The sequence below is a fragment of the Lactobacillus rizhaonensis genome (assembly GCF_036246345.1).
GTDB lineage: Bacteria > Bacillota > Bacilli > Lactobacillales > Lactobacillaceae > Lactobacillus > Lactobacillus rizhaonensis.
Genome location: NZ_BTTV01000004.1, coordinates 188351 through 205984 on the forward strand (window position 1 = coordinate 188351; position 17634 = coordinate 205984).

The 17634-nt window shown below is 36.0% G+C and carries 8 protein-coding genes; 7 read left to right on the forward strand and 1 reads right to left on the reverse strand.

The features are described 5' to 3' along the window. Positions 1 to 106 precede the first annotated feature (106 nt). A complete protein-coding gene (locus AAA915_RS06755) occupies positions 107 to 976 on the reverse strand; it encodes a PRD domain-containing protein (RefSeq protein WP_338200561.1) in 870 nt (289 codons plus the stop codon). A 254-nt stretch (positions 977 to 1230) separates the two neighbouring features. Between AAA915_RS06755 and AAA915_RS06760 the strand changes: the two genes are divergently transcribed. The 7 genes from AAA915_RS06760 (at position 1231) to AAA915_RS06790 (ending at position 17538) form a co-directional block, all read left to right on the forward strand. Then, on the forward strand, positions 1231 to 2184 hold the full coding sequence (locus AAA915_RS06760) for a class A sortase (RefSeq protein ID WP_338200563.1): 954 nt from the start codon (positions 1231 to 1233) through the stop codon (positions 2182 to 2184). 265 nt (positions 2185 to 2449) lie between these two features. Then, entirely contained in the window at positions 2450 to 4321 is a 1872-nt protein-coding gene (locus AAA915_RS06765; RefSeq protein WP_338200565.1) for a MucBP domain-containing protein, read from the forward strand. Between the two features lie 144 nt (positions 4322 to 4465). Further along, positions 4466 to 5539, forward strand: a complete 1074-nt coding sequence (locus AAA915_RS06770) for a leucine-rich repeat domain-containing protein (protein WP_338200566.1) — start codon at positions 4466 to 4468, stop codon at positions 5537 to 5539. Positions 5540 to 5718: 179 nt separating this feature from the next. Continuing rightward, positions 5719 to 8274, forward strand: a complete 2556-nt coding sequence (locus tag AAA915_RS06775; RefSeq protein ID WP_338200568.1) for a BspA family leucine-rich repeat surface protein — start codon at positions 5719 to 5721, stop codon at positions 8272 to 8274. Between the two features lie 143 nt (positions 8275 to 8417). Then, positions 8418 to 9647 carry a BspA family leucine-rich repeat surface protein gene (locus AAA915_RS06780; RefSeq protein ID WP_338200570.1) on the forward strand — a complete coding sequence of 410 codons (1230 nt, stop codon included), beginning with the start codon at positions 8418 to 8420 and terminating at the stop codon, positions 9645 to 9647. Positions 9648 to 9801: 154 nt separating this feature from the next. Then, positions 9802 to 13716 (forward strand): BspA family leucine-rich repeat surface protein, encoded by a 3915-nt coding sequence (locus AAA915_RS06785; protein ID WP_338200572.1) that lies wholly within the window; start codon positions 9802 to 9804, stop codon positions 13714 to 13716. Positions 13717 to 13854: 138 nt separating this feature from the next. Further along, complete coding sequence (locus tag AAA915_RS06790) at positions 13855 to 17538, forward strand: BspA family leucine-rich repeat surface protein (protein ID WP_338200574.1); 3684 nt, start codon at positions 13855 to 13857, stop codon at positions 17536 to 17538. Positions 17539 to 17634: the final 96 nt, after the last annotated feature.

A 17634-nucleotide genomic window follows, 5' to 3' on the forward strand; every position in this document is an offset into this window, starting at 1 on the left:
AACATCTCACTAATTTATTGTGAGACTTTCACTTAAAGTTCTCGGGTTAATGCCTGTAAACAGTAACACACCGTTTAAACTAATTAATTATTAAAATATAGTAGAATTAACTCTCCCGTAATTGTGCATCATTTTGTCTGTGCGTTACCCGCCAGACATGAAGAGTTAGATATACCTGGTCATCAGGCTGCATTTTCCAACCTGCTTGTTTATATAAGTACGTGCCGATTTTTTGGACAGTGTCATACGCCTTTTGATACTTGACTTTCATAAGTTCAATTAAAGAATTATCAAGTTCTTCACCCGAATCCTTCTCACATTCGCCACACATATGCCTTACCATAAAGGCACGTAAATGCGTCATGAACCTGTTAAAATTAAATGATTCAGTGTCGAGCTGCATCCCATACTGGTACTGTATAATATCAACTACTCCGCGAATAAGCTTAGTAATTTTGATAGTATCCTGCAGCTTAGTCTGACCAGAGCCAGCGTTAATAAAATGGTATGTCAGATAAGCTGCTTCACTTTTAGGAAAATCAAGCTTGGTTTTTTCCTGCATTAACTTTAATGCTTCCTGAGCCGTGCCGTATTCTTTAGGAAACAATTTTTGCATTTCCCAGCCAAGCGTATCTTGGCCTAATTCAATATTTTCAGTAGCACGGGTTAGCATAAAGTCGATATGATCTGCCAATACCATAAACTGATAATCCGAAAAAGTTATCTGCAATTGTTTGCTAGCCAAATTAATCACAGCAGTAGTTAGTGCTAAAGTCCTCTGATCAATATTCCGCACGCTGTCAACCATTTTCAGATTTTCTCCAACAGCTATAAAACGGCGCGAAATCTTGTCCTCATCAATGGGATCACCGACTTTTTTGCCGAAACCAATCCCGTTACCAATCACCACCCAGTCTACTTCAGATTCATCAGACACCAAGGCAGCATTGTTGTTAAAATTCTTTACAAATTTCATTCAACTTACTTCCTTTCCAATAAAAAAACCTACAAACAGTACCAAAATAAGTATTGTTCATAGGTTAATGCCTGATCAAATCAGTAACACGTCTACTTACAGCTGATATTATAAAGTAGTGCATAAGCGATTTCAATACTTATTTGATTATTATTTTTAAGTGTTTCCTACAAAACAAATAATTGTGCTTTACGCAAATTTATACTTAAATAATAGCTGAAACCTAATACAGAAGTTTAAAGAGAAATAGTTCAATGGCAAATAAAAAGCAAAAACATTCTTTAAAATATCAAATATGGTCTACTATTCGTGTGTTACTACTAGGAGCCCTTTTTTACCTGGGAGTAACCCTAATCTTTTTCGGTTCCGGGTTCGGTAACTCCTATGTCGTTCAACAAAATGCGCAAAAAGCAAATACAACTTTAACACAAAAGAAAGCAGATAGAAATAAAAAACGCAAAACAAATTACGATGCCAGCAAAACTAAGTCAGTTAGTGCAGCCGAAGTTCTCAGAGCTAAGCAAGCTAGGGCCTATGCCATTGGCAGAATTGCTATTCCCAGTGTCAATATTCATAATCCCCTTTTCGCCGGTTATGGAGACCAGAATCAAAATTTAGAATACGGTGTGGTAACTTGCCTGCCCGACCGTGTCATGGGTGGTGCTAATAATTACGTACTTGCAGGACACTACATGGGGTCTTATGGTCCTGCCGTTTTAGATAATTTGCACTTATCACGCCCGGGCGACCTTATTTACATAACTGACTTACATCATATATATACGTATAAAATTAAAACAATTTCCTTTGCTATTAAGCCCACTCAGGTTGAAGTTGAAAACAACATGCAGGATAAAAGCATGATCACACTGATTACCTGTTCAGACTTTAATACCTCTAAGTATGGCTACGGCCAGCACCGGACGGTTGTACAAGGCGACTTAATTGCTAAAAATAAAGCGACGAAACATAACTTAATTGCTACAGAATTAACCGCTAAGCCAAAGCAAAGTAAAAAAAGACGCCAGGCGTCTTTAACAGCCAAAAAAGACCATAAGAAAAACAAAAAGTCCGAGCAGGTTCGACCTGAAGCCCAGCCAAAGTTTTACCAAAATATGACTTTCATCAAGACGGTAATCATTACCTTTAATGTTATTTTTGTTTTAGCAATTGGCTGGCAACTTGTGCGCATTTGGATTTTGCGCTAATTTCTTTAAAATCACTATATAACGATATCAGAAATAACTATTTTGAAATAGTCATCTGCAATAATACATGCTATACTGAGGCTTAGATAGTATTATGAGGGTAACATTTGTTTGCGGCTATTCTCGCGTATAATATTAATATATAGTTTTTAGAAAGCGATTTTTTTAAAACATTAATATACCTATTGCTATTTTTAAAGCAAACACGCTTAACGTTAAAAATGAATTTACCGCTATTTTTATTAGTAAAGAAGATGATGACTAAATGTCGACTAGAACTAGTGAACCCAAATCAACGATCGCTACCTCTGATTTTGATATTGATGCGATAAATTCTGTCGAAAATTCCAATTCAATTGCCAGTTGGATGCCTGATAAGGTCTTGCAAAAAATTGTGGCTGCGAATTTGAGCCAAAATATTAGCCAGATTACCAAGGAAAGCTTAGCTAACTTAACTGAAATTAAATTAATAGCACCTAGTGAAAAACATGTTGTTCATGGCGAACGGCAATGTGATGTTTCTGCAGGTGAATATAGGTTACGCTTAAAGCTTACATCACTAGAAGGCTTAGAATACGCAACTAATTTAGCTAAAATAGACCTTGCCCCTAGTCGCGAATTTAATCACAAATGGCTGCATCATACTATTGTTAATTCAACTTTAACGGATATTTCGGCTTTGCATCATTTGAATAAATTGACTTCTGTTAACCTAGAGATGTGCAGCGTGCATGATATTTCTGCTTTAGCAAATAAACCGCAACTAATTCAACTTAACCTTTCATACAATGCAATTGCAGATTTTTCACCATTAAAGACAAATAAACGGTTGCTTGAAAATGGTAGTGTAAACTTAAAAAAGCAAATAATTCGCGTTAAATCTATTCACATCCCTGCAGAAAGTACTTTTTACACACCTGACCCTTACAAACTATTTGATTTTAATGGCTCAAATATGCCATTTAAAATTGAAACAGGTAAGCATCTTAATTCCAACTGCTTCATTAAACAATTTTGCAGCAATTGGAGTAACCATGTCGGTCAAATTACTGATGAGCAGACTGTAACTTGGAACCTTCTGGGTTTGAAACCCGGTGACGGGGCAGCAATGACCGTAAAATTCCACAGTATGAATCGTGTGCAAGAGCCGCTAATTACTGGTTGGTATATTATTCCTTTTAGAATAGTTACAGGTCAACCGATTACTTTTCATTTTAAAGACGATGACGGTAACACAATTGCCTCTGAGCAGAAACTATATGGCGATATTAATACCAGCAGCAATATCTCTATTCCGAGCTTTACCGGCTATTCAATTGCTGCAAAATTAGTTGATGGCACTAAGACTCCAATCAGCCAGGACTTTGTCACGACCACTATTAGCGCCCAAGTACAAGACATTACCTTGCTTTATAACCGCGATAAGCCAAAAAACATTACCATTCATTATCAAGATGAAAATGGCAAAACAATTGCACCTGAAAGCATAACTAGTGGTGATTTTAATAAGCAAAAAATAATTGAGCCTAAAGATGTTCCTGGCTATACTCCTATTTATTATGAAATTGACCACAATGGCAACTCTTATCATTTGGGAAGCATAGCTATTCTGCTCAATAGTCAGCCACAAGATATTACTTTCTATTATGATAAAAAAAGCAAAGAAAAAGTATCTAATGTGATTGTTTGCTTTGAAGACACAGACGGCAATAAGATCTCTCCGAATAAAATTATAAGTGGCTTTATTAATGATCAACAATCTGTTCCTGCATTAAAACTACCAGGTTACACTATTAAATTTAAAGATTTTAACGGTTCACATATTATAAATAATTTAGATACAACCGTAATTACTCTTAAGCAACAGTCGCAAAAGCTAATCTATGTCTATACTAAAAGCATAGCAGAAAGCAAAAGCCTAGTTAAGGCTGATATTATCGCTAACTATAAGCACAGTAAAGATCAGCGATTTAGTGGCAAGATACACCCATCAAATGACAATAAGACAAGTGAACAGCAACCCAGCTCCAAAATTAATAAGCTTTCGCATTTAGTACTAACAACAATAATTTTGATAGTATTATTCAATGTGTTAGGCCTAGTACTGATGCACTATAAAAGAAAAAGAACAAAATAAAAAAGCACCTAATAAGTATATTTACTGGGTGCTTTTTATATACATTTTAGATAAGATATAGTCGCTATATATTGCAAACATTATATTATAGATATACAATAATAGTGCAAACTGTTATTTGTTAAAATTTGAGAGGTAAAAAATATGAATAAACATATAAAACTAAGTAAACAAAGTAAAAAATTGTTATTTAGTGGAATTACTGCTGCTGCACTAGCACTAGTTGTTGGTGGCCCACATGCAGTTAAAGCTGACAGCGTATCTGGAAGCACACTGGCTGCACAAAGCTTGAATACAAAAACTGCTAAAACATTTCCATCGAAATCTTTGTGGCCTACTTTACCAGCTTCAGCAAAAACTACCGGTGTTAAAAATAAGGTAACCACCAAATCTGATGATTCTATTGACGCTTGGATGCCTGATAAGAATTTGCAACAAGTAGTTGCCTATAATTTATATGGTAATCCAAATAGCGTAGATAAAATTACCAAAGATGATTTGGCTAAATTAACGAACTTAAGCGTTACCAGTGAGCTTGCAGAAAATGATGCCAATTATTATGCAGCCGCAATCAGCATTAAATCACTAACTGGTCTAGAGTACGCTACTAATCTAGAATCAATCGATTTAGCACCAAATATTAACTATAGTATTGATCACTTTGGGCCTGCATATGCATTATTGCACAGCACTCTATCCGATATTAGTGCAATAAAGGGACTAAAGAACTTAGATTATGTCAACTTCCAACAATGCTCTATTTCTGATATATCTGCATTAGCAAATAAACCTTCGTTAACACGAGTTTCTATTTCTTATAATGGTATTACTGACTTCTCCCCATTAGGTTCAGATACTAATTTAAACTTAAACCTAACACAGGCTTATTATCAAGACGTTAGCTCAAATGGATACTACCTTTCATCAAGCACACCATTCTATACATTCCGTTATAATAATTTAATTGGTATTGACGGTAAACCAATGAAGATTCGGGTGGCCGATACAGATGATGTCCAACACGATCATTATGTTAAATATTACCTCAGCAATTGGAAGAAAAATGCTGGTGTAGTTTCAGATGATGGCAAATCAGTTACTTGGGATATCACTGGAATTAGTCCAGATCCTCAGGCTACTCATTACATGACAATTAATTATAAAGGCTCTCACGGTGAAGGCGGATGGTTCATTATCCCATTCATCGTATATGATTAATTTAATTATTTTTGATGATCAATATAATTTAATATGAAAAAGTAGTGTTCTAATTTATAAATGAATTAGAACATTATTTTTTTGTGATCAATGTGCTAAGTATCACAATGAATTTGACTTTTAATAGGCTCAGCCATATACTAAACTTATATTAACATGCAGTTTAGAAGAGGAATTATATGAATACACATATGAACATTAATAAACAAAGGGAAAAAATATTGCTCGGCGGCGTAGCCGCAGCTGCTTTAGGCTTAATTAATGCCAAGCCCCAGACGGTGAAAGCAGCTAATCAAAATGGCACTCGTGCCACCAAGAAGACTGCGAGAAGAGCGGTTAAGACTAAATTAAATTATCAAAGTGAAACTGCTTCAGAAACTGAAGGTGAAACAGCTACTGACGACTCTACTAACCAAACCAGCAGCAGTCAAACTGCTGACAGTGAGGCTAATGTAGGAACAGCAAGCAGCAAACCTGAAAGTGGACAGGAACAAACTGGTGCTAATAGCAATCCAGCAAGTGACAGTAGTCAAGATGCAATCACAGGCAATACCAGCGATCCAAGCACCACAGACAATACAAAAACTGAAAAACTCGGAAAAGCTGTCAAAAGAGATAACGAAAATCCTACCATATTAACCGGTGTTTGGCTTGGTGTCGATGTAACTTATCAACCTGGACTCGGAATATTTACTGTTAAAGGTAACAATCAAACTATTAATACTGTTAACGATCGTTCTACTAGTATCTTAAAAGCAAAAAAGAGTCGTGATCTTCTTGCTGAACCTCTTATTGTAGATAGAAATCAAGTTAAAGAAGTACATTTTGAAGGGCCTTTGACCATTAACGGCACAGTCCAAAGTATGTTCGACACTTTACCAAATTTAACCACCGTTACTGGGTTAGAAAACCTGAATACATCTAATGTATATAGCATGTATGGCATGTTTGCCAATTGTTCAAGCCTAAGGTCAGTTGAGGGAATAAATAAATTAGACGCTTCCAAAGTAACTGATATGTCCTACATGTTTGAAAACTGTTTTGAAAACTCTAAAGATTTAATTAACTTAGATTTAAGTGGCTTAAATATCGGTTTAAATATTAATAAGAATGATACTATTACCATGAAAGAGATGTTTAGGGGTTGTTCTAAACTTAAAAGCTTAATTTTACCAGATAAAATTGATACTTCTCAGGTTACCGATATGACAGGTATGTTTTATGGCTGCTCAAACTTAGTTTCTGTAAGTTATCCAAATTCTGAAAACTCTGGAGATCCAGCAAATCAAAAAGTAGACTTATCCAAATTTAATACTAATAGCCTGCAATATATGGATTATATGTTTAGCGGATGTACTAATTTAACAACGTTGAATATTGCTAGCTTTGATATGTCAAAAGCTATAAAAACTAATGGGATTAAGAATCCTCTGAATAATTTACCTGCTCTGAGAAAATTAGTACTGGGTAAGAATTGCAAATTTTACAGAAATGATACTAATACTAATGTTGGCCTTGATACTCCAGGGACATGGGTTAATGTCGGTAACGGTACTGAAGAAAATCCGCAAATGAGTAAAAAATGGTCTTCCACCGATTTAATGAATAATTATAATGGTGACACGGATCATGATACTTATATCAGGTTCTATGATGGCTACCCTGTAAAAATTCATTACGTATACCTTGATAAAGACGGAAAACGACAATCAATTTTAGATAAAGACGGAAAATCTTATGACTATGTGGTTGCCGGTGATAATGGTAAAACCAGCGAACCTATTAATACTAAAAATATATATGGTTATACTATCAATTCCATTTTTGTCAATAATGATAAACAATCTAGTACTGACAAAGTCACAGTCACATTTACTGATCACGAACAAGATGTTTACTTCGTTTATGACAGGGCAACAGGTAAATCTATTAAGGTTAATTATTTATACTTTGTGGATGATAAAGGTAATACCAAGCCCTTTCTTGATAAAGACAACAAGCCGATGACGGAAGAGGTTCCCGGTGTACTTTATGGTGATCAAAAAGATATTATTCCAAAATCAATACCTGGTTACACCATTAAGCAAATTAACATTGATAATGTTAAACAGACTGGAACCGATAAAGCAACAGTTGGCTACTCCGATAAAGAGCAAATTGTCGACTTTATTTATACTAAAAACGCAAGTCCTAGTACCCCAGGCACTAATAATCCAAGTACCAATAACCCAGACACTGGTAACCCAGACACTGATAAAGTTAAAGCAGCAGATGTAACTGTTCACTATAAAGACGAATTTGGTAATACTATTGCTCCCGATGAGATACTGAGCGGCTATGTTGGCGATGGCTATACTACTGAGGCTAAAAATATTTCCGGCTATACATTAAAGACGAGACCAGATAATGCTACAGGGTTCTTTAGCACTTTCCCGCAAGATGTAACTTATATTTATACTAAGACAAGTACAAACAATACACCAAATATTAATGAACCTAATATCCCTACTAACTTGCCTCAACAGCCCAAGAAGAAAAAGCCTATTAAGCAAATAACAAACAATAATTTACCACAAAAGCATGGCAGTTCTAGCGTTGCTGAAAGTCAAAAAAACGCCACTTTACCACAAACAGGTACTAATAAGTATTCTAGTCTAGTTATGCTAGCATTAGGAAGCTTAACTTTAGTTGGTGCATTAGGTGCAGCCTGGTTTAGTCGTAAGAAAATTAAATAAATTAGAAGACTCATCAGCAAAATACTGGTGAGTTTTTATTATAAATAACAATAAATATATATTTATTTAGTCTTGATTTTGCTGATATATAGTCATATACTAAAATTGAATTGTGTATGTTATTATAGAAAGAATGAGAAAAAATGAATAAACACAAGATTATTAAGCAAAGTAAAAAGTTGCTATTTAGTGGCATAGCAGCTGCAGTTTTAGGCATGATTTGTGTAACCACAAAGCCAGTTCAAGCTGCTACCGTGAATGGTGACTATCCTTCAACCAATAGTGCTAATACAAAAGAAGCTGAATTAAATTATCAGGCTAAAAATAATACACCTGCGGTTAAAAATGATAGTGCCAAATTCGATTCTGCCAAAGCTACTAAGAGTGATACTATCGAAACAGGTACTTGGGATGGAATACCTGTAGAATATGATACTGTTACCCATACACTCACAATTGGTGGTGGCACCATTAATAACACCATGCATGTGCCAAATGTGCCAAATACTTTACAACTTTTACGCATTGACTGGAATGACCCATCGTATACCTATGACACACTAGAAGTTAAAACTATCAACTTTACTAAAAAATTAGTTATCAATGGTTCTGCTGCTGAATGGTTTAGATTTTATAATAATTTAACGACCATTAACGGTTTTGAAAATGTTGACCTAACGCACGCTACTGATATGAACTCTATGTTTATTAATTGTACTGCTTTAGAGAATATAGACTTAAACAAGTTATTTCAGCCAAATAAAACATATGCCGTAACTAATGTTGCGCATATGTTTGAGGGCTGTAAGAAAATAACAAATCTGGACTTTTCTAATTTTGATACTTCAAATGTTGTTGACATGTCAGGTATGTTCAATGGTGACATTAATTTAACCCAACTTGATTTAAGCAAATTTAATACTTCTAAAGTAACGAATATGAATGCTATGTTCAGTGACTGTCCAAAACTGACCTCAATAAAGGGATTAGACAAATTTGATACTTCTAAAGTAACTTCAATGGGACAGATGTTTGCTTATTGTTCTTCTTTGAATAAATTAGATCTAAGTAACTTTAACACTTCTAAAGTAACTCAATTCTATTTTATGTTCTATAGATGTACTAATTTACAGAATTTAAACATTAGCAGTTTTGATATGACACACGCTAATTTTAATTTTAATATGTTTGCAAATTTACCTAATTTAAAAACTCTTGTACTTGGAAAGAATGCTGTTATGGCTAACACTGGTCTTGACACACCAGGAACATGGACAAGTAACAGTGGTAATATGTGGACATCAGATGAGCTAATGGCTACTTATAATGGTAGTACTGATTATGGTACGTATCGTAATGACGGTATGAATTAAGTTTAATTTAAGTACAATATTTATATAAGTCTCTAAAAATACTCATTAGTAAAATACTAATGAGTATTTTTTGTCTATCAATGATCATTTGACATATATATATATCAGCCATATACTAAACTTATATTAATATGCAGTTTAGAAGAGGAATTATATGAATACACATAAGAATGCTAACAAGCAAGGAGAAAAAATATTGCTCGGTGGCGTGGCCGCTGCTGCTTTAGGCTTAATTAATGCCAAGCCACAAACGGTGAAAGCAGCTAATCAAAATGGCACTCGTGCCACCAAGAAGACTGCGAGAAGAGCGGTCAAGACTAAATTAAACTATCAAAGTGAAACTGCTTCAGAAACGGAAGGCGAAACAGCTACTGAAGATGACCACACTGACCAAGACAGCAGCAGCCAATCTGCTGGCAATGAAGATAGCATTAGCACTGCAAGTGGTAGTAATCAAAATGCAGCTACAGGCAATACCAGCGATCCAAGCACTACAGACAATACAAAAACTGATAAGCAAGAAGCGGACTCTACACAATTTGATCCTGCTAACGCAATTCGTGACAACAATACTACCATCTCAAGTACTTGGGAAAATATACCTGTCACGTTTCATAATGGCGTACTATCAATTGGTGAAAAAGGCAAAAGCTATACAATAAATAATTCAGACAATAATGATATTAGCATTGACATGAACATCGACAATGTTTCTGGAAATGACATTACAGAGATCGATATTAATGCTCCCATTGCCATCATTGGATCAGCCGAAATACTTTTCTACCACCTCTTGAACCTTACATCAATAAATGGTTTAGATAAACTAGATACTTCTAAAGTAACGAATATGCAACAAATGTTTATGAGCTGTGCAAAAATGACTTCTTTAGATCTATCCAGTTTTAATACTACTAATGTAACCAATTTTAATACAATGTTTGCCGCAGACCCCAGCCTAACTAGTGTGGATCTATCTAGTTTTACTGTTGCAGATGATGCTACAACGATGGGAATGTTTGCATTGAGCAAGAATTATACTTCCAATTTGTCCAAGTTAATTTTAGGTAAAGGTTTCAAATTCACTACGAGCAATGGTAGACCCAACAATTCACTTCAGCAGCCAGGAATTTGGGTAAACATGGGGGAAGGAAATGGTTCTCTGGCCAAGGGCACTAATCAATGGTCTTCAGCTGATTTAATGACCAATTACCAAGGTGATAGAGACCACGACACTTACGTTAGATATACTGGAGGCATCGTTACTGTTCATCGCCAAGACGAAGAAGGCAAGCAGCTAGTTGATCAAGATGGTAAGGAAGTTCCTGATGAAAAACTTTTCGGCAACATTTCAGACTCGGTAACTGTTGACACCAGCAAAGAATTTGCCGGTTACACCTTCAAGGAAAATCAGAATCCTACTATCACAGCTTTTATTTCTGACCCACAAACTATCACTCTAGTCTATTCTAAGAGTAAAACTGATAATACTAGTGACAATACTTGGGAAGGAGTTCCTTACACCTTTAATAATGGTGTTCTATCTCTAGGTGAAAAAGGCAAAAACTATCCTATCGACAATTTAACTAATAAAAATATTAGCATTAGCCAAAATATTAAGGGCGTAAATGTTGATGAGATTAAAGAAATTGATCTTAATGCACCTATTGCAATCTCGGGTTCTGCTCAGCGTCTCTTTTCTAAATTAAGCAATTTAGTATCTATTAAGGGATTAAATAACCTAAAGACTCCTCAGATAACAAATTTCAGCTATATGTTTGCTGACTGCCCTAAATTAACTACGTTGGATCTTTCAACTTTTGAAACTGCCAAAGCCACTTCATATTCTTCAATGTTTAGTGGAGACTCAGCTCTAACTAGTGTAGACCTTTCAAGCTTTACAGTTACAGACGATGCCTTAACGTTTAGTATGTTTGATTCTTGTTCAAACTTAACTAAGTTGAATTTAGGAAAGGATTTTAAATTTACAAATTATAAAGATACTAAAAACAATTCACTTCAACAGCCAGGTACCTGGGTAAACATGGGGGAAGGAAATGGTTCTCTGGCCAAGGGCACTAATCAATGGTCTTCAGCTGATTTAATGACCAATTACCAAGGTGATAGAGACCATGATACTTATGTTAGATATACTGGTGGCATCGTTACTGTTCATCGCCAAGATGAAGATGGCAAGCAGCTAGTTGACCAAGATGGTAAACAAATTCCTGATGAAGAACTTTTCGGCAATATTTCCGATCCAGTAACTGTTGATACCAGCAAAGAATTTGCTGGTTACACCTTCAAAGAAAACAAGAATTCTGATGTAAAAGCATTTACCTCTGATCCACAAGATATTACTTTGATCTACTCTAAGAGTAAAACTGATAACACTAGTGACAACACTTGGGAGGGTGTTCCTTACACCTTTAATAACGGCGTCTTATCACTAGGTGAAAAAGGTAAAAATTATAAAATTGACAACTCAGGAAACAAAGAAAAGAGCTACGCACTTGACACTCGAGATATTAGCATTAGCCAAAATATTAAGGGCGTAAATGTTGATGAGATTAAAGAAATTGATCTTAATGCCCCTATTGCAATTATAGGCAGTGCCAACGGAGTATTTAAGAACCTGAAGAATTTAGCTACTATAAAAGGCTTAAGTAATTTAGATACATCACAAGTAACAAATATGGAAGAAATGTTTTCGAACTGCCCTAAATTAACTACGCTGGATCTTTCAACTTTTGATACTGCCAAAGCTACTTCATATTCTTCAATGTTTAGTGGCGACACAGCTTTAACTAGTGTAGACCTATCCAGTTTTAAAGTTGCAGCTACTGCCGACATGTTCAGTTCTTGTTCCAGCTTAACTAAGCTAACTTTAGGCAAAGACTTTGAGTTTACTACACCGGATAATCAGCCAAATAATTCACTCAAGCAACCAGGCACCTGGGTAAACATGGGTATAGATCAGGATTCTCCAGCTAAAGGGACAAATAAATGGACTTCAGACGAGTTGGTAGCTAACTACCATGGAAACACAAGCCATGATACTTATGTTCGTTTTACTAACCTTGGTGGCACCGTAACTGTTCATCGCCAAGATGAACAAGGCAAGCAGATAGTTCCTGATGAAGAACTCTTTGGCAATATTTCAGACCCGATAAATGTTGACACCAGCAAGGAAATTAATGGTTACATTTTCAAAGAAAATCGAAACCCTGATGTAAAAGCATTTACTTCTGGCCCGCAAGATATTACCTTGGTTTATACTAAGAGTTCAGTGACACCACCTGAACAAAATAAAGCTGAGCAAGTGACCGTTTACTACAAGTATAGAGCTGATAACGGTGAACTGGTTGAAATCCCAGGCTCCAACCCTGAAAATTTCCCTAAAGATGCTACTCAGAGTGTAGTTGGCGACCCTGTGCATATTCCTTTCAAATCCATCAATGGCTATACTCCTGATTCCTATCAGATTAATAATGGCAACATCATCAAAAGTACTAATGTACCAGATGTTACTCTAACTGCTAAGCCTCAGTCTGTTAATCTTATTTATACCAAGAACTCAGTGACACCAATTACTCCTCCTGGCAGTACTCCTGGCAACAACAATCCTAACAGTTCTTCTGGAAATAACGGTTCAGTCAATAATCCTTCATCTTCTAATAGTCAAGGTTCCAATAGTCAAGGCAGCAACACTGGCAATTCTAACAACAATTCCAGTTCCGCAAGTAATGGCCAAAATAACGGCAACAATTTGCCTAACAATGAACCGAATAACATTCCATCACCTGTGAACCGCAGACCCAAGACTGTTAGACCTCACAAGACTATTAATAAAGGGTTTAATATCAAGGACCAAAATGCAATTCATAATCAGCAACTGGAAAACAGTTTAAAGAACAATGGTTCGAGCCCAAATACACAAAATAGTGCAAGCAATACCTTGCCGCAAACTGGTAACGACAAGCATAATAGTTTGGCAATGCTGGCTCTAGGCAGTTTAGCTTTGGCTACTGCCTTAGGTGCAGCCTGGTTTGGTCGCAAAAAAGACTAGCTAATTTCTAAATAATCAAAGCGTTCTATATTACAAAATGTAGAGCGCTTTTTTTGGTTAAATAGACCAGGTTTGACTTTTACTAAGCTCAGCCATATACTAAGCTTATATTAACATGCAGTTTAGAAGAGGAATTATATGAACATGCTTAAGAATAATAATAAACAAGGAGAAAAAATATTGCTCAGCGGTGTAGCCGCAGCTGCTTTAGGCTTAATTAATGCCAAACCCCGGGCGGTAAAGGCGGCCACTTTGAATGGTAACCGTGCTACCAAGAAGACGACTAGAAGAACAGTCAAGACGAAATTAAACTATCAAACCGAGACGGCTTCAGAGACTGCAGGTGAAACGGCAACCGCTGATCCTGCTGACCAAGATAGTGGCAATCAAACTAAAGTGAATACAGTAGATAGCACAATAACTGGCCAGGAGCAAACTAATACTAATAGCAATCCAGCAAGTGGCAGTAATCAAGACTCAGCTACAGGCAATACCAGCGATCTAAGTACCACAGACAATACAAAAACTAATAAGCAAGAAGCAGATCATGCTCAATTTGACCCTGCTAAAGCTACTCGAGATGGCGCAATTTCAGGTAGTTGGAATAATATACCTACCACTTTTTCTGATGGTGTATTGTCTATTGGAGAACAAGGAAATAATTACTCGTTTGGTAACATAAACTCCGACTACCAGGGACTTTCATTTAGTGACAATAAGAAAAACTTAAAAATTGATGATTTATCTACTATTACAGAAGTTGATTTTAATGCTCCTATCAAAATTTCAGGTGGGGTAATAAATTTTTTTGGTGGTTTAACTAACTTAACTACAATTAAGGGACTGCCTAATTTAGATACTAAGAATGTAACTAGCATGTACGGTTGGTTTGATGGTTGCAATTCTTTAACCAGTTTAGATTTATCTCATTTTGACACTTCTAATGTTACTAATATGTCTCGTATGTTTGATAAATGTTCATCACTAGCATCTATTACCTTCTCTAATAAATTTAAGACAGATCAAACAACTGACATGTCCTATATGTTCAATGGCTGCCAAAAACTACCAAATATTGATATGTCTACGTTTAAAATAGCAAGCGGAACAGACACGTCCTATATGTTTAAAGATTGCAAATCTTTTACTAAATTAGATTTATCTAGTTCTTCCTGTACTGGTGACGCGAGTCATATGTTTGAGGGTTGCGATAATCTTGAATATTTAAATTTAATTAACCTTACTACACTTGATGAAGTTGATCATGGAGAACACTTTACTAGAGCTACTTGCTACTCTATGCTTAAAGATCTTCCTAAACTAAAAGTAATAGTATTAGGCCGCTTTACCCATATAAAACAGTCCGAATTTAATACTGAAGGGACTTGGGTAAACATGGGTATTCCACAAGGGAGTTGGCCAGTTCCCCAAAAAGGTTCAATCCAACTAAGTTCTGCTGACCTTGCCCAGAAGTATGATAATAGTGTCTTTAACGAAGATCTTTACCAAGACACTTATATTAACTTTAAGAATCTCGGTAAAGGAATTACAATTCAATACCGTGACAAAGACGGCAACAAGATTCCTGGTGTTGACGATGATATTCAGTTTGGTAATATTGATGATTTTCTCGTAAACAACGATCCCTATACTGCCTTTAAACCACAAGAAAAGTTTACTGATAGTTCAGGAAACGAGTATGATTTTGATAATTTAGCTAAGATGAATGATAGTACGGTAAACTATAATGCTGTGAAGTTTACCTCTAATGATCAGACTATTACTTTCTTCTATACTAAAAAAGCTAATAATTCTGATCCTTCCAATGGTTCAGATTCTTCCAACGGCTCTGATACCTCTAATGGCTCAGACTCTTCCAACGGCTCTGATACTTCTAACGGTTCAGACTCTTCCAACGGCTCTGATACCTCTAATGGCTCAGACTCTTCCAACGGCTCTGATACTTCTAACGGTTCAGACACCTCCAATGGCTCTGACCCTAGTGATTCTGGTCCTTCTGTTTCAAGTACTTGGGAAGGTGTGCCTGTTATCTTCTATACTGATTCTGGTAAATTAAAAATAGGTAATCCTAAAAATACTTATACCGTTAAAGGTGATAGTTTATCTACCAATATTGGCATCAAGAACAATATATCTTTTGTAGACACATCAAAAATCAAAGAAATAAATATAGTAGGAAACATAGAAATCGAAGGGTATGCTCAAAACCTATTTTCGGGTCTTCCTAGTTTACAAACCTTTAAGGGATTAGAAAACTTAAAAACAGATAAAGTAACACGGATGGACAATATGTTTGAAGGCTGTTCATCACTAACCTCACTATCACTTCCTAAAAGTTTTAATACAAGTAAAGTAACTAATATGGGAGGCATGTTTTGGAACTGTACTGCTCTAAAAACTTTAGATTTGTCATATTTTGATACTTCTCAAGTAACTAATATGTTAAATATGTTCAATAGCTGTACCAGTCTAAAAAGCTTAAACCTACAAAATTTCAATACCGATGAGATAGATGATTTTTTGGGATTAGGTTCTATGTTTGAAAATTGTACCAATCTTGAAGAACTAAATATCGAAAACTTTAATATGCCATCTGCTAAGTCCGCTACTTCAATGTTTGAAAAAGACTCTAATCTACGAAAATTAGTTTTAGGACCTAAGTGCAATATTTCAAATTCTAATCTCAATGTTCAAGGCACCTGGGTAAATATGGGCTTAGGAAAAGGTTCCCCTAAAAAAGGTACATGCAAATTTTACTATCCGCAAGCATTCTTAGATGAATTTAATCCTTCGACTCAACATGATACCTATGTATGTTTTACTGATCTTGGAGGGCCAATTACAGTTCACTATCAAAGTGACAATAAAGATATTGCTGATGCAGAACAACAATTTGGTGATATAGATACTAAACTTGTCAATGGCGACTCTCTCACTGCTTTTAGCCCCCAAGAATACATTGGAGAATATAAATATGACCATGCAGAATTCAATGGATCGATAACGGATATAAATAGCTTTCTGTTCACAAGCGAGCCTCAAACCGTTAATCTTATATATAAGAAAACTACTGGTGGGCCAATCTCTTCTGGTGGATCAACTACTTCTGGTGGATCAACTACTTCTGGTGGATCAACCACTTCTGGTGGATCAACTACTTCTGGTGGGTCAACCACTTCCGGTGGATCAACCACTTCTGGTGGATCAACCACTTCTGGTGGGTCAACCACTTCTGGTGGGTCAACCACTTCTGGTGGGTCAACCACTTCTGGTGGGTCAACCACTTCTGGTGGGTCAACCACTTCTGGTGGGTCAACCACTTCTGGTGGGTCAACCACTTCTGGTGGGTCAACCACTTCTAATACTTCAAACAACTCCAATGGCTCTGCCACTTCAATCGGCTCCAATACTTCTAATGGTTCAGGATCAAACAATAGTAGTGGCAGCAATGTGACTAACAATAAGTCAAAGAAGAAGTCTACTAAGAAGTCACATAAAAAACACCGCATGGATAGGCAGAATAATTCTAAAACTGTTAAGCACTATCAGAATGCTAATAAAGGATTTAGAGAGAAGCATAAAGCTAATCGTCAAACTAATTTGACAGCAGCAAGTGGCAAATTAAATAAAGCTGCTAACACTAATAACCCACAAAAAGGCATGATGGGTCAGGACAGCAGAACTGATGTATTGCCACAAACTGGTACAGAAAAGCACAATAGTTTAGCCATGCTGGCCTTAGGCAGCTTAGCCTTAGCAACTGCCCTAGGAGCTGCTTGGCTTAACCGTAAGAAAGACTAGTTAAATTATAATAAGTAAAAAACGTTCTATATTATTAAATATTGGGCGTTTTTTGCTCTAGCTTAGCTTAGTTTGACTTTTACTAAGCTCAGCAAT